Source organism: Pleomorphomonas sp. JP5 (genome assembly GCF_023721815.1).
Taxonomy (GTDB): Bacteria; Pseudomonadota; Alphaproteobacteria; order Rhizobiales; family Pleomorphomonadaceae; genus Pleomorphomonas.
The window spans coordinates 197,386-222,314 of sequence record NZ_JAMDLI010000021.1 but is presented as its reverse complement, the minus strand read 5'-3'; the positions used below and the strand labels follow the sequence as shown (position 1 = coordinate 222,314).

General features: G+C 61.6%; 24 protein-coding genes. 7 read left to right on the top strand and 17 right to left on the bottom strand.

Translation table 11 applies throughout. The annotated features are described in order from the left end of the window. Positions 1 to 78 precede the first annotated feature (78 nt). The 7 genes from M4J40_RS18955 to hemE all read right to left on the bottom strand — a co-directional run bounded on the left by M4J40_RS18955 (position 79) and on the right by hemE (position 8,332). The gene (locus M4J40_RS18955; RefSeq protein WP_251755971.1) at positions 79 to 912 is read right to left on the bottom strand and encodes a ParA family protein; all 834 of its coding nucleotides are present in this window, start codon (positions 910 to 912) and stop codon (positions 79 to 81) included. Continuing rightward, positions 909 to 1,613, bottom strand: coding sequence for a 16S rRNA (guanine(527)-N(7))-methyltransferase RsmG (gene rsmG, locus M4J40_RS18950; protein ID WP_251755970.1), 705 nt, complete (start codon positions 1,611 to 1,613; stop codon positions 909 to 911). The genes M4J40_RS18955 and rsmG overlap by 4 nt, the downstream gene beginning before the upstream one ends. Next, positions 1,613 to 3,484: a tRNA uridine-5-carboxymethylaminomethyl(34) synthesis enzyme MnmG gene (gene mnmG, locus M4J40_RS18945; protein ID WP_251756074.1), complete on the bottom strand. Its 1,872-nt coding sequence runs from the start codon at positions 3,482 to 3,484 to the stop codon at positions 1,613 to 1,615. The genes rsmG and mnmG overlap by 1 nt, the downstream gene beginning before the upstream one ends. Positions 3,485 to 3,871: 387 nt before the next feature. Beyond that, positions 3,872 to 5,167, bottom strand: coding sequence for a tRNA uridine-5-carboxymethylaminomethyl(34) synthesis GTPase MnmE (gene mnmE / locus M4J40_RS18940; RefSeq protein ID WP_251755969.1), 1,296 nt, complete (start codon positions 5,165 to 5,167; stop codon positions 3,872 to 3,874). 169 nt (positions 5,168 to 5,336) lie between these two features. Then, entirely contained in the window at positions 5,337 to 6,602 is a 1,266-nt protein-coding gene (gene rho / locus M4J40_RS18935; RefSeq protein ID WP_100080831.1) for a transcription termination factor Rho, read from the bottom strand. Between the two features lie 249 nt (positions 6,603 to 6,851). Continuing rightward, positions 6,852 to 7,286 (bottom strand): protoporphyrinogen oxidase HemJ, encoded by a 435-nt coding sequence (hemJ, locus tag M4J40_RS18930; protein ID WP_251755968.1) that lies wholly within the window; start codon positions 7,284 to 7,286, stop codon positions 6,852 to 6,854. Continuing rightward, positions 7,286 to 8,332 (bottom strand): uroporphyrinogen decarboxylase, encoded by a 1,047-nt coding sequence (hemE, locus tag M4J40_RS18925; RefSeq protein ID WP_251756073.1) that lies wholly within the window; start codon positions 8,330 to 8,332, stop codon positions 7,286 to 7,288. Before hemE ends, hemJ begins: the two co-directional genes overlap by 1 nt. A 522-nt stretch (positions 8,333 to 8,854) precedes the next feature. Between hemE and M4J40_RS18920 the strand changes: the two genes are divergently transcribed. The 6 genes from M4J40_RS18920 (at position 8,855) to M4J40_RS18895 (ending at position 13,172) form a co-directional block, all read left to right on the top strand. Beyond that, the gene (locus tag M4J40_RS18920; RefSeq protein WP_251755967.1) at positions 8,855 to 9,712 is read left to right on the top strand and encodes a pyruvate, water dikinase regulatory protein; all 858 of its coding nucleotides are present in this window, start codon (positions 8,855 to 8,857) and stop codon (positions 9,710 to 9,712) included. A gap of 3 nt (positions 9,713 to 9,715) precedes the next feature. Beyond that, on the top strand, positions 9,716 to 10,303 hold the full coding sequence (locus tag M4J40_RS18915; protein ID WP_251755966.1) for a Maf family protein: 588 nt from the start codon (positions 9,716 to 9,718) through the stop codon (positions 10,301 to 10,303). Then, positions 10,300 to 11,118, top strand: a complete 819-nt coding sequence (locus M4J40_RS18910) for a shikimate dehydrogenase (protein WP_251755965.1) — start codon at positions 10,300 to 10,302, stop codon at positions 11,116 to 11,118. Before M4J40_RS18915 ends, M4J40_RS18910 begins: the two co-directional genes overlap by 4 nt. Beyond that, entirely contained in the window at positions 11,115 to 11,696 is a 582-nt protein-coding gene (gene coaE, locus M4J40_RS18905) for a dephospho-CoA kinase (RefSeq protein ID WP_251755964.1), read from the top strand. Before M4J40_RS18910 ends, coaE begins: the two co-directional genes overlap by 4 nt. Before the next feature lie 68 nt (positions 11,697 to 11,764). Next, on the top strand, positions 11,765 to 12,484 hold the full coding sequence (gene dnaQ, locus M4J40_RS18900; RefSeq protein ID WP_251755963.1) for a DNA polymerase III subunit epsilon: 720 nt from the start codon (positions 11,765 to 11,767) through the stop codon (positions 12,482 to 12,484). Between the two features lie 121 nt (positions 12,485 to 12,605). Further along, the gene (locus tag M4J40_RS18895; RefSeq protein WP_251755962.1) at positions 12,606 to 13,172 is read left to right on the top strand and encodes an NUDIX hydrolase; all 567 of its coding nucleotides are present in this window, start codon (positions 12,606 to 12,608) and stop codon (positions 13,170 to 13,172) included. Here the strand turns inward: M4J40_RS18895 and cysK are convergent. From cysK to M4J40_RS18845, 10 genes are all read right to left on the bottom strand, one after another. After that, entirely contained in the window at positions 13,136 to 14,101 is a 966-nt protein-coding gene (gene cysK, locus M4J40_RS18890; protein ID WP_251755961.1) for a cysteine synthase A, read from the bottom strand. The two genes, M4J40_RS18895 and cysK, sit on opposite strands and share 37 nt — an antisense overlap. Positions 14,102 to 14,251: 150 nt before the next feature. Then, the gene (dut, locus tag M4J40_RS18885; RefSeq protein WP_251755960.1) at positions 14,252 to 14,698 is read right to left on the bottom strand and encodes a dUTP diphosphatase; all 447 of its coding nucleotides are present in this window, start codon (positions 14,696 to 14,698) and stop codon (positions 14,252 to 14,254) included. A gap of 45 nt (positions 14,699 to 14,743) precedes the next feature. Continuing rightward, positions 14,744 to 15,949: a bifunctional phosphopantothenoylcysteine decarboxylase/phosphopantothenate--cysteine ligase CoaBC gene (gene coaBC, locus M4J40_RS18880; protein ID WP_251755959.1), complete on the bottom strand. Its 1,206-nt coding sequence runs from the start codon at positions 15,947 to 15,949 to the stop codon at positions 14,744 to 14,746. A gap of 105 nt (positions 15,950 to 16,054) precedes the next feature. Next, positions 16,055 to 16,750, bottom strand: coding sequence for a phosphate regulon transcriptional regulator PhoB (gene phoB, locus M4J40_RS18875; protein ID WP_251729433.1), 696 nt, complete (start codon positions 16,748 to 16,750; stop codon positions 16,055 to 16,057). Between the two features lie 24 nt (positions 16,751 to 16,774). Continuing rightward, complete coding sequence (gene phoU / locus M4J40_RS18870) at positions 16,775 to 17,488, bottom strand: phosphate signaling complex protein PhoU (RefSeq protein WP_251729558.1); 714 nt, start codon at positions 17,486 to 17,488, stop codon at positions 16,775 to 16,777. Between the two features lie 16 nt (positions 17,489 to 17,504). Further along, a complete protein-coding gene (gene pstB, locus M4J40_RS18865; protein WP_251755958.1) occupies positions 17,505 to 18,323 on the bottom strand; it encodes a phosphate ABC transporter ATP-binding protein PstB in 819 nt (272 codons plus the stop codon). 22 nt (positions 18,324 to 18,345) lie between these two features. Next, complete coding sequence (pstA, locus tag M4J40_RS18860; RefSeq protein WP_251755957.1) at positions 18,346 to 19,683, bottom strand: phosphate ABC transporter permease PstA; 1,338 nt, start codon at positions 19,681 to 19,683, stop codon at positions 18,346 to 18,348. Beyond that, on the bottom strand, positions 19,680 to 21,137 hold the full coding sequence (pstC, locus tag M4J40_RS18855; protein WP_251755956.1) for a phosphate ABC transporter permease subunit PstC: 1,458 nt from the start codon (positions 21,135 to 21,137) through the stop codon (positions 19,680 to 19,682). The genes pstA and pstC overlap by 4 nt, the downstream gene beginning before the upstream one ends. A gap of 91 nt (positions 21,138 to 21,228) precedes the next feature. After that, positions 21,229 to 22,263 (bottom strand): substrate-binding domain-containing protein, encoded by a 1,035-nt coding sequence (locus M4J40_RS18850; protein ID WP_251755955.1) that lies wholly within the window; start codon positions 22,261 to 22,263, stop codon positions 21,229 to 21,231. A gap of 165 nt (positions 22,264 to 22,428) precedes the next feature. Beyond that, complete coding sequence (locus M4J40_RS18845; RefSeq protein WP_251755954.1) at positions 22,429 to 23,811, bottom strand: ATP-binding protein; 1,383 nt, start codon at positions 23,809 to 23,811, stop codon at positions 22,429 to 22,431. A 126-nt stretch (positions 23,812 to 23,937) separates the two neighbouring features. Between M4J40_RS18845 and ppk2 the strand changes: the two genes are divergently transcribed. After that, complete coding sequence (ppk2, locus tag M4J40_RS18840; RefSeq protein WP_251755953.1) at positions 23,938 to 24,924, top strand: polyphosphate kinase 2; 987 nt, start codon at positions 23,938 to 23,940, stop codon at positions 24,922 to 24,924. Positions 24,925 to 24,929: the final 5 nt, after the last annotated feature.

Genomic DNA, 24,929 nt, shown 5'->3' with positions numbered 1-24,929 from the left:
TTTCCTTCACTTTCTTCCGCCTCGGGTTCCGACGGACCGATGAGGCCCTAAGTCCTGATTTCCTGAGTTTGCAACACCTTACGCCGCAACGGCACGGAAACGTCGCTCGCGCTGGATGATCTCGGAAGCAAGCTTCAAGTAGGCTTGGCTGCCCGTGCACTTGAGATCGTAGAGCAGCGCCGGCTTGCCGTAGGAAGGCGCTTCGGAGACGCGGACATTACGCGGAATGATCGTCTCGTAGACGGCATCGCCCATGTTGGCGCGGACGTCCTGAACCACCTGCGCACTGAGATTGTTGCGGCCATCATACATGGTCAGCACGATCCCATGAATGCCGAGCTCCGGGTTGAGGCTGCGCTTGACCTGCTCGACGGTGGACAGAAGCTGCGACAAGCCCTCAAGGGCGAAGAACTCGCACTGCAGCGGCACCAGGATGGAGTGTGAGGCAGACAGGGCGTTGATGGTCAGGAGATTGAGCGACGGCGGACAGTCGATCAGCACGTAGCTGAAGTTCTTCTCGCGGCCAGCCGAGCTTTCCGCCACCTCCACGTGACGAGCGATGGCCTTTCTCAGACGGTAGGCACGATCACCCGAACCGGCGATCTCCAGCTCGACGCCAAGATTGTCCAACGTCGACGGTGCAACGGTAAGCCGTGGCACAGCGGTCGGAACAAGGCACTCTCGCAGCTCCGCTTCGCCAATCAGAACGTCGTAGGTCGAGACCTTGCGCGACTTGCGATCGATACCGAGACCGGTCGAGGCATTGCCTTGCGGATCAAGGTCGATGATCAGCACCTCCTCGCCGATGGCCGCGAGAGCCGTCCCGAGGTTGATGGCCGTCGTCGTCTTGCCGACGCCGCCCTTCTGGTTGGCCAACGACAACACACGGGGATTGTGCGGAAGGCGGTTCATCGGCGGGCATCCTGTTCTGGAAGACCGGCAGTCGGAAGCCGGCGGACATGATCGACGAGAATGATGCGACTGTCGGCTTCGATCCGGCTCTTCAGTTCTACCAGATCGAAGCTCCACGAGAGAGCCGCTTGCCTGTGCTCGGCGGCAAAATCCTGTCCCTTGTGGAAAACACCCGTGGCTCCGGCGCCCAGCCAGGGTTCGGCATAGTCGAGGAGGCGATCGAGCGAGGCGAGAGCCCGAGCTGAAACGGCATCGAATCGAATCTCTTCGGCCGGTAGTCGTTCCGGAAGCGACTCGATACGCTCCGAAACGATCTTCGCCGGTAGCCTAAGCTCGCGAGCGACAGCCTGAAGGAAGGCCGCCTTGCGCCCGTTGGACTCGACGAGCGTCACCGACGCGCCTTCAACGTCTGCCAACAGGATGGCCGTCACGAGCCCCGGGAATCCTGCGCCGGAACCGAGATCCAGCCAACGCCTGGCCTTTGGCAGTGCAGCGAAAGCCTGCGCCCCATCCGCGACATGCCGCCGCCAGATGTCGGGAAGCGTTGACGGGGCAACCAGATTCTTGACGGGTTGCCATTTGCGAACGAGATCCACGTAGGCGACGAGACGCTTTTCCATGGCCTCGTCCAGCGGCACAATGGCGCGCACGGCATCGAGATCGTTGGCGACGTCAATCATGTCTGCTGCCTTGCCGGCCATCAGGCAGCCTCCCCTTTCTGTCGTGTGGCGAGTTTGCGCAGATGGGCAAGAAGCAGCGTCAAGCTGGCCGGCGTCACACCATCTATCCGGCCGGCCTGACCGAGAGTGGTCGGCCTCACGGTCTCCAGCCTCTGCCGGACCTCGTTTGAAAGCCCTGTTACCGCGCGATAATCGAAGTCGGCCGGTAACGCGCGCGCCTCATCTCGCCGAAAGGCCGCTATGTCGGCCTCCTGCCGATTGAGGTAGACGGCATAGAGCGCCTCGGTTTCAAGCGCCGTAGTCGTCACGCCGTCGAAACGACCAAGCTCGGGCCAGATGCCAGCGAGACGCGCCAGCGACATGTCCGGATAGGACAGAAGCTCGTAGGCGGTCCTTCGGACGCCGTCCTGATTGAGCGAAAGACCGTGCTCCTCGCCCTCACGTGGGCTTAAGGACAGCGAGACGGCCAACTGTCGAGCCGCTTCAAGCGCCGACATCTTCGTCGAGAACGCGGTGGCGCGCATCGCCCCCACGACTCCAAGCTCCCCCCCCTTCGCCGTCAGTCGCTGGTCGGCGTTGTCAGCCCTGAGCGACAGCCGGTACTCGGCGCGAGAGGTGAACATGCGATAGGGCTCGTTCACACCCTTCGTCACGAGGTCGTCGATCATCACGCCCAGGTAGGCCTCCGCACGATCGAAAACGACACCATCAGCTCCGCCTGCCCGCCGGGCCGCGTTGAGACCGGCAACCAGGCCCTGGGCCGCGGCTTCTTCGTAGCCCGTTGTACCGTTGATCTGACCGGCGAGGAACAGACCGGTTAGCTTTTTGGCCTCCAGTGTCGGCTGCAGTTCCCGAGGATCGATGTGGTCGTACTCAATGGCATAGCCGTACTGGACGATACGAGCACGCTCCAACCCGGGAATGGACGCAATGATGGCGTCCTGAACGTCCTCTGGCAAAGACGTCGAGATGCCGTTTGGGTAAACGAGGTCGCTGTCGAGCCCTTCCGGCTCCAGGAAGATCTGATGACCATCGCGGTCGCCAAAGCGGACGATCTTGTCCTCGATCGACGGGCAGTAACGCGGACCACGACTGCCGATCTGGCCGGAGTACATCGGCGACCGATGAACGTTGTCCCGGATCACGCGGTGCGTTGCCTCAACCGTCCGGGTAATGTGGCAGGCCACCTGCGGCTGCTCGATCGCCGATGTGAGCGTTGAGAACGGTTCAGGACTGTCGTCGCCCGGTTGAGCCTCCAGGGACGCATAATCGATCGAATGGCGGTCGAGACGGGGCGGCGTCCCTGTCTTGAGCCGGCCCAGCCTCAGCCCAAGCCGCGCAAGCGTTCGCGACAGCCCCATCGCCGGCTGCTCGCCGATACGCCCGGCAGGCGTCGTTTTGGGGCCGAGATGAATAAGGCCAGACAGAAAGGTGCCGGTAGTCAGAACGACAGCGCCGCAAGCCAATCGGCGACCGTCAGCCATGACGACAGCCGCGACCCGCCCGCTCGAGATCTCTATGTCATCCGCTTCGCCTTCGATGACCGAGAGATTGGCGGCTGAGGCGATCTCGGCCTGCATTGCCGCTTTGTAGAGTTTGCGGTCGGCTTGAGCGCGCGGCCCGCGCACCGCTGGCCCCTTCCGACGATTGAGCAGGCGAAACTGGATGCCGGCGGCGTCTGCAACTCGCCCCATCAAGCCGTCAAGTGCATCCACTTCACGAACAAGATGCCCCTTTCCGAGCCCTCCAATCGCAGGATTGCAAGACATCGCACCAATGGTCGAGAAGCGATGCGTGACCAGCGCCGCCCGGGCCCCGCTACGCGCAGCAGCGTGCGCGGCCTCGACGCCTGCGTGGCCACCACCAATAACAATTACGTCGAAGCGTTCCAGATCGCCCACCGTCGTTCCGATATCTGCAAGTTTCGCTGTTTGCTCGAATGGCTCGATCGTCAGTCGCCATCAGGCTCCGATCGTTATCCAGCCCTCTTTCCCAAAGCCTTCGCGTCGATGCGGAGAGGTCAGGTGGGCCTTCATAGGGCAAATGAGGTCGCGAGGTCAAAGCCGAAAGCGCTGTTTTCCGGTCATTCTCGCCTAGACTTCACCCGGTAAGGCCCGATTCCCTAATTCGGATCGGAGGCGAATCCGAAAGGTTTTCCACAGGCTGTGGAGTGTTTCACGTGAAACACCGTTAATTATGTATAACCCGACCAGCGGACGGCGCAAGTTCACTGCGGCAACTCCGTCCGGTCCTAAGGAATCGTTTCGGATAGGAATCGGTTATTTTCCGATGCAAAAAGTCGAGAATATTGACCCGAGCACATCTTCCACGTCGATGCGACCCGATAGCCGACCAAGCGCGTCCCCTGCCCGTCGAAGCTGATCGGCTATCACCTCCGCTGGTAGGTCCAAGCGCTCAGCCTCTCGCAGCGCCGCCTCGGCCTGTTCCAGACACTGCCGTTGCCGGGCGCGGCTAACCAGGGGAGCCTCACCCCCGAGCCGGCTGGAGGCCTCAAGAGCCAGCCGATGGAGAAGCCGATCGAGTGATGCCCGATCGTGGATGGAAACGGACTGCTCGACCTTTCCCATCGGGGCCAAGTCAGCCTTCGTCCTGACACCAATCACCTGGCACCCAATCGACGCCACCTCCTCCGGCGGAGTATCATCGTTCTCGTCCAGCCATAGAACGATATCGGCCGACGCCGCCCGAGCCCTGCCTCGACGCATCCCCTCGACTTCGATGACGTCACCGCCCTCGCGAAGACCGGCCGTGTCGACCAAGGTCACGGCGTAGCCGTCCAGATCAAGGCGAACCTCCAGAAGATCTCGGGTGGTGCCCGGAATATCCGTGACGATGGCGACATCGCGTTCGGCAAGCGCGTTGATGAGGCTGGACTTGCCCGCATTGGGTGGGCCGAGCACCACAACCTCCAGGCCGTCGCGAATGCGTTCCCCTCGCTTCCCGGCCAACAGTTCGCGTTCGAGTTCCGCTCGCAGCCTGGCAATGGCCGACACAACGCCACTCGAGACATCAGCGGGAACATCTTCCTCATCTGAGAAGTCAAGATCAGCTTCGACATGGGCGCGAAGCTCTATGAGCCGCCGACGCCAATCTTCCGCCTTCTGTCGAAACGCCCCTCCTGCCAGGCGCAGAGCCTGTCGCCTCTGAGCGTCGGTTTCAGCGGCAATGAGATCGGCGAGCCCTTCGGCTTCCGTCAGGTCGAGTCGGTCGTTTTCAAAGGCGCGGCGCGTAAACTCCCCCGCTTCCGCCAGTCTCAGCCCGGGAAGACCTCCAAGAAGCTCAAGGAAGGCTGACAACACAGCGCGACCGCCATGCAGGTGATACTCGGCAACATCCTCTCCGGTAAAACTGCTCGGTGCGGGAAAGAACGCCACCAGACCGTGATCAATAGGATCCCCCTCGCCGCCGATAGTTCTCAGCTCAAGGCGCCGGGGTACAGGCAAGCGGCCGATCGTTGTTTCGAGGGCGAATCGAACGCTGGGTCCGGACACACGAACCACGGCAACACCACTCGGTGGCGCTCCCGACGACAAAGCGAAAATCGTGTCGATCACGATTCAATCCTCCGTGGGCCCCTATCCGCTTCAAACAGTACTGAAGCGGAAGTTTTGGAAGGTGCGCTCAAAATGACAAGGGCCCCAATGGGGCCCTCGATATCATCAAAATTGAAACGGGAACGAATCGATGACCGTCCACTGATTCACGTGAAACACCGGTAATCGGTCACGTGTTCATGGAATCGAAGAAATCGCCGTTGGTCCGTGTCTGCCGCAGCTTGTCCAACAGGAACTCGGTGGCGTCGGTGGTTCCCATCGGGTTGAGAATGCGGCGGAGGACGAATGTCTTCTTGAGCTTGTCCGGAGCCACCAGAAGATCTTCCTTGCGGGTGCCGGAGCGCTGAATGTCGATCGCCGGGAACACACGCTTATCGGAGATCTTCCGATCCAGGATGATTTCCGAGTTACCGGTGCCCTTGAACTCTTCGAAGATCACCTCGTCCATGCGGCTGCCGGTATCGATCAGCGCCGTGGCGATAATGGTCAACGAACCACCCTGCTCGATATTGCGCGCGGCACCGAAGAAGCGCTTGGGCCGTTGCAGCGCGTTGGCATCGACACCACCGGTCAACACCTTGCCGGAAGACGGCACCACCGTGTTGTAGGCACGGCCGAGACGAGTGATCGAGTCGAGAAGAATGACGACGTCACGGCCATGCTCAACCAGACGCTTCGCCTTCTCGATGACCATTTCCGCGACCTGGACGTGGCGCGTCGCCGGTTCGTCAAAGGTGGAAGAGACCACCTCGCCGCGCACCGAGCGCTGCATGTCCGTCACTTCTTCCGGTCGCTCGTCGATCAACAAAACGATCAGATAGCATTCCGGGTGATTGGTGGTGATCGAATGCGCGATATTCTGGAGCAGCACCGTCTTGCCGGTGCGCGGCGGCGCCACGATCAAGGCGCGCTGGCCCTTGCCGAGCGGCGCCACGATATCGATGACGCGCGCCGAGAAGTCTTTCGAGGGTACGCCCTCGACTTCCATACGGAAGCGCTCGTCCGGGTAGAGCGGCGTCAGATTGTCGAAGTGCACCTTATGGCGCGCCTTCTCCGGATCCTCGAAGTTGACCGTGTTGACCTTGAGCAGCGCAAAATAACGCTCGCCTTCCTTGGGGCTCCTGATCTGCCCCTCGACGGTATCGCCGGTCCTGAGCGAAAAGCGACGAATCTGAGCCGGGGAGATGTAGATATCGTCCGGACCGGGCAGATAGTTGGCATCGGGAGAACGCAGGAAACCAAAACCGTCCTGCAGCACCTCGACGACGCCCTCGCCGATGATATCGACCTCTTGTTCGGCAAGCTGCTTCAAAATGGCAAACAGAAGCTCCTGCTTGCGCATGGTCGAGGCATTCTCCACCTCGACTTCTTCCGCAACGGCCAGAAGTTCGGTGGGGGTCTTCTTCTTGAGATCCTGGAGCTTCATCTCCGACATGGATACGGCATCTCTTGGCTGGAAATTGGAATCGAAGTCGAAAACAAAAAACGCCCCAACCGGGGGTACGCATCGACAATCTTTTCCGAAAGACGCGAGCTGGCGGCGACGGTGGGGAACCGCCGCGGGAGAACCTTTCCGAACCTCCTCGTCCGGAAGACGCCTGCCCGCGAAGTGAGGGACGAGTTCGCTATACCCTGTTCCGTCCGGCGCGGCAAGACGGCAGCCGGTCTATGGGACTGTTCAGAGCTAGAGCGGCTTCAGCACCACCAGCACCAGAATGCCCAGGAGAAGGACAGTCGGCAGCTCGTTCATCATCCGGAAAAAACGCGAGTTGTGCCGATTGGCGTCGAGCTCGAACGCCTTGCGCCAAGCATCGAGCTGATAGTGGTACACGGTCAAGGCGAGAACCAGGAGACCTTTAAGCCAGAGCCAACTGACGCCTGAAAACCATCCCCCTTTCAGACCGAGCCAAAGCCCAAAGCCCCAGGTGCCATACATCGCCGGCCGCATGATACCGCGGAAGAGTCGACGCTCCATCACCTTGAAGGTTTCCGATTGCACAGATCCGATCACTGCATCGGCGTGATAGACGAAGAGCCGCGGCAAATAGAAGATGCCGGCCATCCACGCGATCACCGAGAACAGGTGACCGATCTTGATCCAATCGTAGGCCAGACCCATCACCTTCTCCCCGCAGTACGAACGCGCGCCACCATGCGTGAAACGTTGTCGATCGAGCCATCCGGCGTGATGCCATGGCCGAGATTGAAGATCAGCCGGCCATCACCCAAGCGATCGAGGATCTTGTCCACCGAGGCGTCGAGCGCTTCCCCACCAACGACCAGATGCAACGGATCGAGATTCCCCTGTACAGCCGTTAGCGGCTGCACGGCATCCCGCACGAAATCGAGCGAAGCCTGCCAGTCGATACCGACAGCGTCGACCCCCGTCTCCCGAACGTAGGCAGGAAGATGACCACCCGCTCCCTTCGGAAAGCCGATCATCCGCGCTCCAGGGACTCGCTCTCGCACACCAGCGACAATCCGCTTCGTCGGCTCGATCACCAGGCGCCTAAATCCCGTATCGTCGAGCGCCCCCGCCCAGGTATCGAAAATCTGGACTGCATCGGCGCCGGCACGAAGCTGCGCCGTCAGATAATCGATGGAAGCACCTACCAGAATATCGACCAGACGATCGATACCCGCCGGGTCCGCGAGCACTGCCCGCCGCGCCGGCATCTGGTCCGGTGTGCCACGTCCCGCAATCATGTACGTGATGAGCGTCCAGGGAGCTCCGCAAAAGCCGAGCAGAGCCGTCTCCTCGGAGAGCTCGGCGCGGATGCGTGATACCGTCTCGATGACCGGCTCGAGCCTTGGGAGCAGGCGATCCGGCTCAAGGACTAGGCGCGACAGGTCGACAGGCTCAAGCCTTGGCCCTTCCCCTTCGACGAACCAGACTTTCTGACCAAGCGCATGCGGCAGCACGAGGATGTCTGAAAACAGGATGGCTGCATCGAAGCCAAAACGCCGAATGGGTTGGAGCGTCACCTCGGTAGCAAGTTTGGGCGCATAGCAAAGATCGAGGAAGGAACCCGCTTTGGCACGTGTCGCCCGATACTCAGGGAGATAGCGGCCGGCTTGCCGCATCATCCAGACCGGAGGCGGCCACAGCCGCTCGCCATCGAGAACTCTCAGGAGACGACGGTTGCCAGTCGTCTTGCCATTCATCCCACGGTCGGCCGTTTCCAAGTTAAGAATCCTATTTGAAGAGACTTTCTTTTTTTATTGGCGAGGGATAGCAGGGATTGTCGTCTCTCCACAATCCGAACCAACGAGAGAGCATCGCCGCATCCCATCGCCAGCGCATAAGATGGTTGCCTGTGGCTTTTGTGGAAAACATTAACGAATGGCGGAATGCCGCAAGTCCTAACGAATGGTTAATGGGGATGACCGTCTAAAAGTTAATGAACCATTAAGCACCGGCTTCGCTTTTGCACAGCACCCACAGGGGCGGCCGGAGAGAGGTGTTTTTCGCCTGCCTGTTGATGGTTTGGCGACTTACCCACAGGGGTCGATGGAAGCTGCCGTGGGGAGCCTTTTTGTTCACGCTCATCCACGAAGCGGGTGTCGCACTGTGGATAGAAGCTGACCGAAGGCGTTCAAGCCATTGATCGAAGAAGACAAAAAAGAACTCGCCAAGCATCCTGGCATCTGAGATGCTGCGCCTCCGTCTTTCGGAGTACGCAGGCCATGAAGCGGGGCCAAACCTATTTCCATATCCATCTCGTCTCCGATTCCACGGGCGAGACGCTGCTTGCCGTCGGTCGGGCGGCTACCGCCCAATATGAATCGATGGTGGCGATCGAACACATCTATCCGTTGGTCCGATCGGTACGACACATAGAAAGAGTCATTGCCGACATCGAGGCGGCTCCGGGCATCGTTCTTTATACGCTGGTGCAGCAGGATCTCGCTGTTCGCCTTGAGGAAGCATGTCAGGCAGCGGCCATTCCCTGCATCGATGTGCTGCGCCCTGTGTTCGACGTGTTCCGTTCTTTCTTCAATGTGCAGGCGATCGGCAAGGCCGGCGCCCAGCACGCCATGGATGCCGATTATTTCAAGCGTATCGATGCCCTGAACTTCACTCTGGCCCACGATGACGGCGCATTGCCCGATGACATCGAGGAAACCGATGTCATCCTGATCGGCATCAGCCGCACGTCGAAAACACCGACGTCAATCTATCTCGCAAACCGTGGCATACGCACCGCCAACGTGCCTTTGGTGCCAGGCATACCCATCGCCAATAAGGTCGTCGCGGCACGGCGGCCGCTTGTGGTTTGCCTCATAGCCACAGCCGAGCGCATCATGCATGTCCGGCAGAACCGACTGCTGGCCCTTGCCGATCAAAACCAGAACTCGACTTATGTCGACAAGGCATCGATCGCTCAGGAAATCCTCTACTCAAAGCGTCTGTGTACCGAGCATGGCTGGCCGATGATCGACGTCACGCGTCGATCGATCGAGGAAACCGCTGCCGCCATCCTCGCCCTTTGGGACCAGCATCGGTATGGTAAGGCGCTAGACCCCTTTTCGGACGCCGGTTGAAATATGAGCCTTGTCCTTGCCTCGGCGAGCGCCGCTCGCTCCGCCCTCATGACCGGCGCCGGCCTGATCTTCAAGCGGATTCCGGCCGATATCGACGAACGCCTCATCGAAGAGGATCTCGTCGGCCTTTCCGCTGCCGATGTGGCGCAAGCGCTTGCCGACGTCAAATCGGTCGAAGTGTCGCTTCGCAGGCCCGGCGATCTTGTCATCGGCGCGGATCAGACCCTGTCGCTGGGCGATGAGAGATTTCATAAACCCAGAGACCGGGAGGAAGCCAGCCGGCAGCTGGTTCGCCTATCGGGACGCACCCACGAGCTTCATTCCGCCTTGTCGCTCGCCCGGAATGGCGAAGTTCTCCATCGGGCAATCGACAATGCGAAGCTGACCATGCGGCCCCTGAGCACCCGCTTCATCAGTCATTATCTCGCTGTGGTCGGCGAGACGGCGTTGGGTTCGGTCGGTTCCTATCAGCTCGAGGGCTATGGCGTTCAGTTGTTCGAGGCCATCGAAGGCAATCATTTCACCATTCTTGGTCTCCCTCTCCTGCCATTGCTCGAGTTCTTGCGTGAGGAAAGGATGATCGAACAATGATCCGTGCCGCCGTCATGGGCTGGCCGGTGAGCCAGTCGCGATCGCCGTTGATCCACGGCTATTGGCTGAAGCAGTTCGACATCAAGGGCGACTATGGCCGCGTCGCCATCGAACCGGATCGAGCGGGTGATTTCTTCGCTCGTTTTGCCGATAGCGGCCTGATTGGCGGCAACGTCACCATTCCCTACAAGGAAGTCGCCGCCCGTGCCGCCTACCATCGCACACCGATTGTCGAGCGGGTGGGCGCGGCCAACACGTTGTGGATCGAGGATAGCGTGCTCCACGCCGACAATACCGATGGAACCGGATTCGCAGCCAATCTCGACGAGCGCGCGCCGGGCTGGGACAGGACCCCGGGCGAAGCGCTCGTCCTTGGCGCCGGCGGTGCAGCCGCCGCTGTCGTGGATGTCCTGATCGATCGTGGTTTCAGCGTACGCATCGTCAACCGCACCCTGTCGAGAGCTGAGGTCTTGGCGGCTCGCTATCCCGGACGGGCGCACGCCGATGTCCTTTCGGAAGCGAATCGATATGCGGCAACGGCTGGATTTGTCGTCAATACCACCTCGCTTGGCATGAAAGGCGATGGTGCCATCGATCTCGACATGTCCGTCATCCCGGAAGATGCCGTGGTGACGGACATCGTTTACGTGCCGCTCGTGACGCCTTTCCTTGGCATGGCGGCAGCGCGTGGCCTCCGTACCGTCGATGGCCTCGGCATGCTGCTTCACCAAGCGGTTCCTGGTTTCGAACACTGGTTCGGCCGCCGGCCCTCGGTGACGGCGGAACTCCGAGCCTTGATCGAGGCCGACCTTTGATCGTCATTGGCCTCACCGGTTCGATCGGCATGGGCAAGACCACCACCGCCGATCTGTTCCGGCAAGCGGGTCTGCCGGTGTTCGATGCCGACGCGACGGTGCACGCGCTCTACGAAGGCCCGCTTGCCGCCGACATAGAGGCGGCCTTTCCGGGTACAACCGTGGAAGGTCGGGTGGACCGCGGGCGACTTTCCGAGCGACTTTCCGGCGATGGAGCCGCCTTTCGCAAACTGGAGGCCATCGTTCATCCAGCCGTGCGTCGGTCCGAGGACGATTTTGTCGAACGATATCGCCGCGCCGGTGCGCCGGCGGTGGTGCTCGACATTCCTCTTCTCTTTGAAACCGGCCGCCAGAGCGACTTCGACAAGATAGTCGTGGTATCCGCTCCGGCCGAGGTGCAGCGCGCCCGGGTGCTCGTTCGTTCCGGCATGACGCCGGAAAAGTTCGAGGCGGTTCTCGCGCGGCAAATGCCGGATGCCGAGAAAAGAGAACGAGCCGATTTCATAGTCCCCTCCGGAAAGGGTATCGCCGCGGCCAAGGCAGCGGTCGAGGCCATTCTCCGTCAACTGCTTCTCTAGGGAATTGGTGGGGGACAAGCTGGCCGGATTTCCTTGAAATCCTTCTCGCCGGCAGGCAGGATTCGGCCATGCGTGAAATCGTCTTCGATACCGAAACAACTGGCCTTGATCCCAAGACAGGCGACCGCCTTGTCGAAATCGGCTGCGTCGAGGTGGTCAACCGCTTCCCGACCGGCCGCAACTTCCATGTCTACATCAATCCGGGGCGTCCCGTGCCCCAGGAAGCCTTCGACGTCCACGGCCTGTCCGACGAGTTTCTGGCCGACAAGCCGCGCTTTGAGGAGGTCGCCGACGCCTTTGTCGACTTTGTCGGCGAAGCTCATCTGGTCGCCCACAACGCCAGCTTCGACATGGGCTTCATCAACTTCGAGCTGAAGGCATCGGGGCGGTCGACTTTTGGCAACGAACGGGTCGTCGATACCCTGATGATGGCGCGTCGGAAGCATCCCGGTGCGCCGGCAAGCCTTGATGCGCTCTGCAACCGTTATGGCATCGATCGTTCCAAGCGTATCAAGCATGGGGCCTTGCTCGACGCCGAACTCCTGGCTGAAGTTTATCTTGAGCTGACCGGCGGCCGGCAAGCCGGCCTTGATCTGACGGTATCGGTGCAGTCGTCCGAGAGCGGCGAGGTTGGCGGTCGTGTCGCCCTGCGTCCGCGTCCTTCACCATTGCCTTCACGCCTCTCTGCCGCCGAAGTGGAGGCGCACGCTGCCTTCATCGCTGCCATCGGAGAAAAGGCGCTCTGGAACACGTATCTGGATCACGACGAGCAAGCGGAAACGGCCTGATAGAAGCGGATAAGTCCGCAATATTCCGGGTCTATCTGGTCGGGCTGTCTTTAGCCGGCGAATTATGTCATAGAGCGCCCCGGCGCTTGTTCCATCTGCTTGAATGATCGGGAGGCGCCAGGTGATCAAGTCTTCGAAAGGGTTGGTTGTGGCAAAGGCGACGCCCGAAAAGTTCCGACAGGTCGCCGCCCTGCCCTATCGTCTGACGGTCGAAGGGTATGAGGTGGTGATGATCACCACCCGAGACAGCGGCCGCTGGATATTGCCCAAGGGCTGGCCGATCAAAGGCCTGAAACCTCACGAGAGCGCGGAAACCGAGGCGATGGAGGAAGCCGGCCTGATTGGCAGCGCGGCGCCGAAATCCATTGGACGCTTCACTTATGTGAAGCAGTTTCCCAAACGTCAGGAGAAGGTGCTGGTCGACGTCTTTCCCCTGGCCGTCGAACGACAGCTCGACCATTGGCAGGAAAAGGACCAGCGAGAGGTGCGGTTCTTCAATCCGGTCGATGCGGCGGCGTTGGTATCGGATGTCGGCGTAGGCGATATCATCCTCGCCTTCTTCGTCGACATTGCCAAGAAGAAGGCGGCCGGCACCCTCAAGGCACCGACCGCCGAAAAAACGTCGTCCCTGCTTGCGCAAGAGTATGCGGATCAGGCAAGCCCTTCGAACAAGGCGGTCGACAAGTAGCGCTCGGCAAAGGACGGCACGATCACAACGATGGTCTTGCCGGCATTTTCAGGCCGCTGACCGAGCTTGATCGCCGCCGTCAACGCCGCTCCGGAAGAAATGCCAACCGGCACGCCTTCGAGCTTCGCTGCTTGGCGAGCGGTGGAGAGCGCCTCTTCCGAAGGAACCGGCAGGATTTCGTCATAGACCTTGGTGTCGAGAACCGACGGAACGAAACCGGCGCCGATGCCCTGGATCTTGTGGGGTCCGGGATTTCCACCCGAGAGCACCGGGCTCTCGTTCGGCTCGACGGCAACCACCTTCACTTCAGGCTTGCGCTCCTTCAGCACGCGACCGACGCCGGTAATCGTGCCGCCGGTGCCAATGCCGGCAACGAAAATGTCGACTTTGCCTTCGGTGTCGTTCCAGATTTCCTCGGCCGTGCTGACGCGATGCACCTCCGGGTTGGCCGGATTTTCAAACTGCTGCGGGATAATGGCGCCGGGTATGGCGGAGGCCAACTCGTTGGCCTTGGCGATGGCGCCTTTCATACCCTTGGCCGCTTCGGTCAGCTCAAGCTCGGCACCGAGCAATTTCAGCATCTTGCGACGCTCGAGGGACATCGACTCCGGCATGACCAGTATCAGTCGATAGCCCTTGGCCGCTGCGACGAATGCAAGGGCGATGCCCGTGTTGCCAGAGGTCGGCTCAATCAACGTGGACTCGCCAGGCTTGATCTTGCCCTGCGCTTCCAGCGCTTCGATCATCGCGACGCCGATGCGATCCTTGACCGAAGCGATTGGGTTGAAGAACTCCAGCTTGCCGAGAATGGTTGCCTTGACGCCGTTCTCCTTGGCCAGCTTGTCGAAACGGACAAGCGGGGTGTCGCCGATGGTGTCGGTAATGGAGGCGTAGATCTTGCCGCGACCGCGGCGGGAAAGATCGCTCATGGGGAAATCCTCGTTGTACGGGCCTTCTGAAATTAAGCCCATTCTACCGGTGGCGGCAGAACGCCACCAGTCAACCGAGGTCGCATCGAACGACCGAATTGGAAAATGATTCCCCAATCTAGACACAAGTGAGAATGAACTGCCCCTTCGTCAGGAACGACCTGTCGACCCGAAGCCGCCGGCGCCTCGAGCGGTCGCGTCAAGTGTGTCCGTTTCGACGAGACGGGCGCGGCTGACCGGTGCGATCACCATCTGGGCGATGCGCTCCCCACGATCGATGGTGAAGGGCGTGTCGGAAAGATTGATCAAGATAACCTTCACCTCGCCGCGATAATCCGCGTCGATTGTGCCGGGTGAGTTGAGGACCGTAACACCATGCTTGGCCGAGAGCCCCGAGCGCGGTCGAACCTGCGCCTCGTAACCGGAGGGCAGAGCCATGGCGAGTCCGGTCGGTACCAGTGCTCGCCCGAGCGGCGGCAAGGTTACCGGTTCTTCGACGGCTGCCAGAAGGTCGAGACCAGCCGCGTCTTCGCTCTGGTAAGCAGGAAGCGGCAAGTCCTTGGCATGAGGCAAACGCTGAAGAGCAACCTCGATCATGAATAACCTCAAGAAAGCTGGTTTGTTGCGGGAACGAATCGATAATTAGCCAAGCCGCTCGGCGACAAGCGCAATCAGCCTCTCGGCGACCTCGTCCTTTGAGAGTGTCGGCCAGACATCGATGCCCGCCGCCGAGAGAACGCGAACGCTGTTGAGATCGCTGCCGAACACACCGCCAGCCGGTGACACGTCGTTGGCGACGATATAGTCGGCTCCCTTGGTCGCCAGCTTTCTGGCCGCGTTGGCCTCGATATCGGTCGTTTCGGCAGCGAATCCAACGACAATCTTCGGTCGTTGAGCGTCATGGCCGAGCGTCGCCAGCACGTCGGGGTTTTCAATGAATGACAACGGTGCCGGGTCGCCAGCCGATTTCTTGATCTTTTGCGGGGCGACCTCCGCCGGCCGCCAATCAGACACGGCCGCGGTCATCACCGCGACGTCGGACGGCAGGGCGGCCAACACGGCCGCAAGCATCTCACGGGCCGTTTCCACCCGAACGATGTCGACACCCAGAGGATCGGGGATCGAAACCGGACCGGAGATGAGCGTTACGCGGGCGCCAGCGCGAGCAGCGGCGGCGGCGACGGCATGTCCCTGTTTTCCCGAGGAGCGATTGGTGATGAAACGCACGGGGTCGATCGGCTCAATGGTCGGGCCGGAGGTGACGAGCACATGCCGACCGGCCAGAGGCTTCGGCTTTTCCGCCTGGGTGAAGAAAGCCTCGACACCGGCGACGATCTCCATCGGCTCGGACAGGCGACCAACGCCGGCCTCGTTACGCTCGGCCATTCGTCCCTCGGCCGGACCGATGAACCGAACGCCGTCGGCGGCGAGCTGCGCTGCGTTACGCTGGGTTGCCGGGTGCGCCCACATGCGCTGGTTCATGGCGGGGCAGACAATGATCGGCGCGGCGGCGGCAAGCAGGCTGGCCGTGGCAAGCTCGTCGGCGATGCCGTTGGCCATGCGGGCGATGAGGTTGGCAGTGGCGGGCGCAACCAGAATCAGATCCGTGTCGCGGGAAAGCACGATATGGCCGATATCCTGCTCCTCGGTCGGGTCGAACAGATCGCTGAACACCTTCTCGCCCGAGAGCGCGCCCACGGTCATCGGTGTTACGAATTCCTTACCCGAGCGGGTCAGGATCACTCGCACGGCGGCGCCACGCTCCTTGAGGCGACGGATCACCTCAAGCACCTTGTAGGCGGCGATGCCACCACCAATGACGATCAGAATGCGCTTGCCCGCCAGCATTTCAGGTTCCCTCTCGGATGACGGAAGGGAACCTAGACCATCGGGCCGCGAAGCGTAAACGAGAAAAGCGGACGGGATCGTCCAGCCTGGAACGACAAGAACGACTTAACTGGCGGCGAACTTCTCGTCGAAGGAGTAGCCCGAACCGCGAACCGTGCGGATCGGATCGCGGGCGCGACCACGATTGATCGATTTCCGGAGTCGACCGACGTGCACGTCGACGGTGCGCTCGTCGACATAGACGTCGTGACCCCACACGCCATTGAGCAGTTGTTCGCGCGAGAACACCCGACCGGGCGACTGCATCAGGAATTCCAGAAGCCGGAACTCTGTCGGCCCGAGATGAATCTCGCGCGCCGAGCGCCGGACGCGCCGTGTCTCGCGATCGAGCTCGATGTCGCCCGCCATCAGCAGGCTGGACACCGCTTCCGGCTTGGCGCGTCGAAGCATCGCCTTGACGCGGGCGATCAGCTCGGGAACCGAGAATGGTTTCACCACATAATCGTCGGCCCCCGTCGCGAGCCCGCGAACGCGTTCCGATTCCTCGCCACGCGCCGTCAGCATGATCACCGGCAACCGTTCGGTTTCCGGTCGCGCCCGGAGGCGGCGGCAAAGCTCGATACCCGAGAGACCCGGCAGCATCCAGTCGAGCAGCAGCAGGTCGGGAGTGATCTCCTTGAGGCGAATGTCGGCTTCGTCACCGCGAAATGCCTGTTCCACCTCGAAGCCCTCGGCTTCGAGATTGTAGCGAAGCATCAGTGACACGGCCTCCTCGTCCTCGACGATCATCACCTTGGCCATGGTCGTCCTTAACTCCCGGGCTTGTTAGGAACCGCTGATAGTGCTGGTGATCGAAGCATCGGCCTTCGGCCGCTCTTCTTCATAGGACCGGCCCGTCACGACATAATGCACCGATTCAGCGATGTTCGTAGCGTGATCGCCGATCCGCTCGATATTCTTGGCGCAGAACAGCAGATGGATGCAGAAGGTGAGGTTGCGCGGATCCTCCATCATATAGGTGAGGAGTTCGCGGAACAGCGAAGTGTAGAGAGCGTCGATCTCGTCGTCGCGCTGGCGCACCGCGCCAGCCGCCTGGTCATCCTGGCTGGCAAAGGCATCGAGCACCCGCTTGAGCTGCTGCAAGGCGATTTCGCACATATGCTCGACGCCGGTGATGAGTTGCTTGTTCGGGAAGACGCCGTTGATGGCGACGACGCGCTTGGCAATGTTCTTCGCGAGATCGCCGATCCGCTCGATGTCGTTGGCGATGCGCATGGCGCCAACGATTTCTCTGAGGTCGTTGGCCATTGGCTGGCGGCGAGCGATCACCAGGATCGCCTTTTCCTCGATCTCGTGCTGCAGCCGGTCGAGTTCCTTGTCCCCGGCGACGACGCGCTGCGCGAGGGCAAGGTCGAGACGGGTCAGGGCCGCCACTGAGTCGCCGACGGCGCGCTCGGCGAGGCCGCCGATCTCGGTGACCATGCGAGCAATCGCCTTGAGGTCGTCGTCGTAGGCGGAAACCGTATGTTCCATGGAAATCTCCTGCCGTTTCCGATTAGCCGAAGCGGCCCGTGATGTAGTCCTGCGTCCGCTGTTCGAGCGGATTGGTGAAGACGTGGTCCGTGGGACCTTCTTCGATCAGGTGTCCGAGATGGAAGAAGGCAGTGCGCTGCGACACGCGCGCCGCTTGCTGCATGGAATGGGTCACGATGACGATGGTGAAGTTGGCCCGAAGCTCGTCGATCAGCTCTTCCACCTTGGCGGTGGCGATCGGGTCGAGCGCCGAGCAGGGCTCGTCCATCAGGATGACTTCGGGTGAAACCGCGATCGCACGAGCGATGCAAAGTCGCTGCTGTTGGCCGCCGGAAAGACCGGTGCCCGGCTCGTTGAGACGATCCTTGACCTCGTTGAACAACGACGCCTTCTGAAGCGACGTGACGACGATTTCCTCAAGATCGGCCTTGGAGCGGGCGAGGCCATGGATGCGCGGTCCGTAGGCGACATTGTCGAAGATCGACTTTGGGAAGGGATTGGGCTTCTGGAACACCATGCCGACGCGGGCCCGCAGCTCCACCACGTCGAGATCGGGATCGTAGATGTCCTGGTCGTCGAGCTTGATGGTGCCTTCGACGCGGGCGCCGGCGATGGTGTCGTTCATGCGGTTGATGCAGCGCAGGAACGTCGACTTGCCGCAACCCGACGGGCCGATGAAGGCGGTGACGGCCCTCTCGGGGATATCGATGGAAACGCCGTGCAGGGCTTCCTTCTGGCCGTAGGTCACCTTGACGCTGGCCGTGTGGATCTTGATCGGGCGGTTCGCCGGATCGGGAGTGCGGACGGTGTCGAAGGCCGTCGTGGCCTGGACTGCGGACATGGCGAGAAACTCCGGGAACGGGTTACCAGCGGCGCTCGAAGGCGCGGCGGAGAATGATGGCAAGGCTGTTCATGGCGAGCAGGAAGGCGAGCAGCACGATGATTGCCGCCGAGGTCCGTTCGGTGAAGGCGCGCTCCGGTTCTGTCGCCCACATGTAGATCTGCGTGGGCAGTGCCGTGGCCGGGTCGAAAGGTGTCGTTGGGTACTCGACGACGAAGGCTTTCATGCCGATCATGAGAAGCGGCGCGGTTTCGCCAAGGGCATGCGCCAGCCCGATGATCGTTCCCGTCAGCACACCGGGCATCGCCAGCGGCAGCACATGGTGGAACACGGTCTGCATCTTCGAGGCGCCGACGCCGAGACCGGCCTCGCGGATCGACGGAGGCACCGCTTTCAGCGCGGCGCGGGTGGCGATGATGATGGTCGGCAGGGTCGTGAGCGTCAGCACCAGACCGCCGACCAGGCTCGCCGAGCGCGGCAGGTGGGCGAAGTTGATGAAGACTGCGAGACCAAGCAGGCCGTAGACGATGGAGGGTACGGCCGCGAGGTTGTTGATGTTCACCTCGATCAGGTCGGTCCAGCGGTTCTTCGGAGCAAACTCCTCGAGATAGATCGAGCCCGCCACGCCAAGCGGCAGAGATAGCACCAGCACGACAAGCATCATGTAGAGCGAGCCGACCAGCGCCACGCCGACACCGGCCATTTCCGGGCGCGTCGAGGCGCCGTTGGTGAACAGGCCTGTGTTGAAGGCGAGGCGAAGAGCACCCTCCTTCTCCAGCTTCTCGATGAGAACGATGTGCTTGTCCTTGATCAGGCGCTGGCTTTCGGGAATGTCGGCCCTGATCGACCCCTTGATGAAGGCGTCGACGTCGCCTGTGGCGTAGAAGTCGACGCTTCTCTTGGTGCCGATCAGCGAAGGATCGGCGGCGATCATGCTCCTCAGCATCGGCGCGGAGCCCTTGGACAAGAGATCGAGACCGTCGTAGAGGGCATCCTCGTCGTTAGGGTCGATTTCCAGCGTCTTCTGGAGCGAGGCCGCGATCAGATCGTCGAAGCGAAAAGCGTTGCCGGACATGACCGCGGCGGCCGAGCGGTCGCCGTTCGGCGCAATGATGCTCGGATCGAAATCCACGATCATGCTGATCCGCGTCTGCTGGAAGGCGGTGTAGCCCCGCGAAACGATGGAGCCGAACAACGCGACCAGGAAGCAAATCGCTATGGTCACGGCCAGAAGGCCGTAGGTGCGGAAGCGACGCTCGGCGGCATAACGACGCTTCAGGCCAATGTCGATCTTCGAGATCTTCCGGACGTCCGTGCCGCCAATCCGGGAAGCCGGAGGAGAAGAAGCAGCTTCCGTCATTCGTATTGCTCCCGGTACTTGCGGACGATGGTCAGCGCCAGCACGTTGAGGCCGAGCGTGATGACGAACAGCGTGATGCCCAGCGCGAAGGCCACCAGGGTTTGCGGGCTGGTGAACTCGAGGTCACCGGTCAGCTGATTGACGATCTTCACGGTGATGGTGGTCATTTCCGCAAAGGGGTTGAGCGAGGCGCGTGCTGCGACGCCAGCCGCCAGAACGACGATCATCGTCTCACCGATGGCGCGTGACACGGCGAGCAGGATCGCACCGACCACGCCGGGTAGCGCCGCCGGCAAGGTAACCAGCCGCATCGTCTCCGAGCGCGTGGCGCCAAGGGCCAACGAACCGTCGCGCATCGAGCGAGGAACGGCGGTGATGATGTCGTCGGAAAGCGAGGAAACGTAGGGGATGATCATGATGCCCATCACCAGGCCGGCAGTGAGCACGTTATTGCCCGAGGTGCCGAGGCCGAGCGGCATGGCGATGTAGTCGCGAATGAGCGGTCCCACCGTTGTCAGGGCGAAGAAGCCATAGACGATGGTTGGGATGCCGGCCAGAATCTCGATGAGAGGTTTGGCGACCGAGCGGACCTTCGAAGTGGCGTATTCGGCCATGTAGATGGCCGAGAACAGCCCGACCGGTACGGCTACGACCATGGCGAAGAACGAAATGTAGAGCGTACCCCAGAAGAGAGGCAGGAAGCCGAACTGGCCGCTTTCGGTCGAGCCGGCGGCCGCAAAGCGCGGATCCCAGACCGTTCCGAAGTAGAAGCTGGCCGGCGACACCATGGAGAAGAACTGCAAAGCCTGGAACAGCAGGCTGAGGACGATGCCGATGGTGGTGAGGATGGCAACCGATGACGCGGCGATCAACAACACCAAAACGGTGTTCTCGACGAGGTTGCGGGCTCTGAGGCGCGGCTTCACGCGAACGAAGGCGAAGATCAGGCCGAAGGCGAGAGCGGCGACGACCGCCGCATCGACAGCGGTATCGAGACCATCCGAAACAAGGTTGAGCGCGCCGGCCGCGATCAGCTGATAAGGTTTGACGTCGCCGCCAAGAGGCAAGCCATGCTGGGCGAACACCGAACGCGCCGATACGACGCCGATCCGGATGTTCTCGAGTTCCTCGGGAGTCACCAGTTTGAGCCCGGCGGCTACCTGCTCAACGCCGGAAACCTCGAGCGAGAGCTGCGCCGAGTTGGCCAGAACCTGGGCGGGCAGGTTGGCGCGTACCGTATGTTCGATCAGAAAAGGCTTGGCGATCGACAGCGCGACGAGAATCACAAGCGCCGGCATCGCCGTCCAGATCAGCACATAGGCGCCGTAGTAGCCGGGTCGGGCGGCGAGCGTTCCCCGCCCCTTGCCTGAGAGAACGACAGACTTCCAGCGGCCAAGCACAAAGCCGAAGAAGGAAAGACCCGCGATCAGCGCGAGCAGCCAGAGCGGACCCATACGGCCTCCCCGATGTTTCGCCCGCCGATCGGCGCGGCGCAAGAAGGAAGGGCCTCCGAGGAGAGGCCCTTCCGAAAATCGTGTCGATCGATCAGAGGGTCTTGCCGGCCTGGAAGTCGGCCAGAACCTTCTGGCGCTCTTCCTTCGGCGCCGGGACGAGGCCCTTGGCGACAGCCGGCGAGCGCGGGCCGATCATCTGGTCGGCAAGGAAGAACTCGACGTATTCCTTGAGACCCGGAACGACACCGAGGTGGGCTTTCTTTACGTAGAAGAACAGCGGACGGGACACCGGATACTCGCCCTTGGCGATGGTCTCCACCGACGGCGCGATGCCGTTCATCGTGGCGACCTTCAGCTTGTCCTTGTTGTTCTCGTAGAAGGCGAGACCGAACACGCCGATGCCGGTCTTGTTCGAGTCGATGCGGGCAAGCGTCTCATTGTACTCGCCGTCGATGTCGACCGCCTTGCCGTCCTTGCGCACCTTGGCGCAGGCCTTCTCGGCATCGCCCTTGGCGAGACCGGAGGCGATGAAGGCGTCATAGGCCTTGGTGGCCTTGCAGCCGGCGAGGAGAACGTTGAGCTCGAACACTTCGCGCGTGCCGTGCTTTTCGCCGGGGATATAGGCGGCGATGTCCCAATCCGGGAAGCCGGCCTTGACGTCCGACCACTTGGCGTTGGGGTTGTCGACGAGCTGGCCGTCCTTCAGCACCTGAGCGCCGATCGCGTTGAACCAATCGGCCGGCTCGAAGGCGAAGTCCGGGCCCTTGATGTCGGAGGCGAAGACGATGCCGTCGTAGCCGATGCGGATTTCCTGGACTTCGGTAACGCCAGCAGCCTTACAGGCTTCAAGCTCGCTGTCCTTGATGGGGCGGGACGCATCGGCGATGTCGATGGTGTCGTCGCCGACGCCCTTGCAGAACTCCTTGAGGCCGGCCGACGAACCGCCACCCTCGACGATCGGGGCCTTGAAGCTCGGGTTGGCCTCGGCGAAGGCTTCGGCGACGATGGTCGCATAGGGCAGAACGGTGGACGAGCCGGCGATGTGGATCTGCTCGGCGGCGAAGGCAGACGTGCCGGTGGCGCAAAGACCAAGCACGAAGGCGCTGGCGGCGGTGGAGAATTTCACGGGAGTACTCCTAACGGTTTAGGATCATGACGGTCGGAGCCCTGAAAGCCCGCTGGCTGTCTCGTCCCCGTCACGTCGCGGACCCTAGCGACCTGGCACTACCCTTCTATGACGAATAGGCTACAATATTGTGACAATATAATTATATGAAATAAAAAGAGAAATCTATCTGGCGAGGCCTTCTGTGGCGATCGCTTCGGCCTCTTTCGTCATCTCGGAACCGGACAGGGCGGGCCGCCGGGGCAGCCAAACGTTGACTGTGGTGCCGACTCCAACCTCCGAGCGGATAACAAGGCGTCCCTGATGGCGGTTGATGATATGTTTGACAATGGCGAGGCCGAGGCCCGTACCGCGCTGTTCGCGGCTTCGTGCGGCATCGACGCGATAGAAGCGTTCGGTAAGGCGCGGCAGATGCTCGGCCGCGATGCCCGGACCATCGTCGGACACGCTGGCCCGGAAACCGGGTCGGCCATCGTCGCCCAGCTCTTCGGCGAGCGTCAGAGTGACGTTGCCACTTTCGTGGCCGTACTTGATGGCATTCTCGACGAGGTTGGCGAAAACCTGCGTCAGTTCGTCACGGTCGCCTGCGATGGGCGCATCGGCAGGGCTGCCTGCCACGACGATCCCGGCCTTCCGAGCGGCCGCCACGGGCGCCAGCATGTCCGCCACCGCCGGCAATACCTCGGCAAGATCGACGGTGCCGGTCGGGCGGAGGTGCGCCTTCATCTCAAGGCGAGACAGCGACATCAGATCGTCGATCAGCCGGCCCATGCGCCGGGCCTGCTCCAGCATGATGGAGAGAAATCGCTCGCGATTGGCCTCGTCCCGCCGGGCAGGCCCTAGCAGCGTCTCGATGAAGCCCGTGAGCGAGGCGAGAGGCGTCCTGAGTTCATGGCTGGCGTTGGCAATGAAATCGCTGCGCATGCGATCCAGCCGAACGGCATCGCTCTCGTCCCGGAATCGCAACAGAACGAAATCCGGTCGCCGTCTTGGTTCCGGTCGCGGCAGGCGCAGTGGCGAACAACGCACGACGAAGTGCCGTTCCCCCGCCCCCCGCTCGATGAAGCGAACCGGCAAGAGGTTCTCCCCCTGCCCGGCGCGCTGAACGGCGTCGAGGATCTCCGGCACGCGCAAGCGGAAAGCGAGCGGATCGCCAACGCGGGCGGGCCCGAACTCGGCGGCCGCGGCGGCGTTCTGATAGCGCAACGTACCGTCCGCATCGGTGAGAAACGCCGGCTCGTCCATGCCGTCGAGCAGCAGCTTCATGCCGGTGTCGGGCCAGCGACGAACCGGTGATCGATCTGTCGAATGCGACTTGGCGGTCTTTCCGCCTGTTGGCAGAACGCAAACGACGGCTGTCGCAGTGGATACAAGTCCCAACAACGCCACGGCCGGTGCAAGGTCGGCCGCGAACAGCATGACCAGCCAGAATGCGACCGTCGCGGCAAGCACGGCCGGTAAACGTCCTTCGGCAACCGATTCAGCAAAGCGTCCCCGTCCGTCACGCGCCGCGTCGCTATTTTCCGGCCTGTCCGGTGTGGGGCTCATGATGTTTATTGGTCCTTAAGCGGAAACGCGGAGTCTGTCATATTGATAAACGTCTTTTATGACGGTTGTAGCGCGGCTCGCCGTGCCCGCGCCGACTGCGGGTGGGCGGATTCTGGGGGAAAGCCGATGGGAAAGAAAGACAAATCGAAGAACGACATGGCCCGTCGCTTCGTTTCGAGCGTCGAGCTGATCGCCGCCCGCGAAGGCGCCGCCGTGTTGGCGACGCAAGCGCCCGACGCGCCGCCGATCACGCTCGGCAAGGTTACCTTCGATCTCGACAATCCCTACCTCCCTGAGGAGATCGAGATGGAGGCGCTTGGCTCCGGTGGCTATCCCTACAAGGAGAGCCTCAAGGAAAAGCCCTATCTTGAAGAGCTGAGAGTCCTGCAGATCGAGCTGGTCAAGCTGCAGAAGTGGGCCAACGATGCCGGTCAGCGCATCGTCGTGTTGCTGGAAGGTCGCGACGCTGCCGGCAAGGGCGGCACCATCGGTACCTTCCTTGAATACATGAATCCGCGCTCGGCCCGCCATGTGGCGCTCACCAAGCCATCCGATGTCGAGCGTGGCCAGTGGTACTTCCAGCGTTACGTCAAGGAGCTGCCCACCAAGGGCGAAATCGTGTTCTTCGACCGGTCCTGGTACAACCGCGCCGTTGTCGAGCCAGTCATGGGCTTCTGTACGGCCGAGGAGTCGAATCTGTTCCTGGAGGAAGTACCGCATTTCGAGCGCATGCTGATCCACGACGGCATCGTGGTGATCAAGATCTGGCTTGATATCGGCCGCGAGATGCAGCTCAAGCGGTTCCATGATCGCCGCCACGATCCCCTGCGCATCTGGAAGCTTTCGCCGGTCGATCTCAAGGCGTTGAGCATGTGGGACCAGTACACCGTCGCTCGCGACCGCATGCTGAAGGCCAGCCATTCGGACCTCAGCCCCTGGATCGTCGTCCGCTCCAACGACAAGAAGCGAGCCCGCCTCAACGCCATTCGCTATCTGCTGTCGAGGCTGGACTACGATCGCAAGAACCTGGCAGCCATTGGCGAGATCGATGACAAGATTCTCGGCAAGGGGCCGAACTTCCTGAAGATCAAGGACGACAAGGGCAAGAAGTGAGTCGC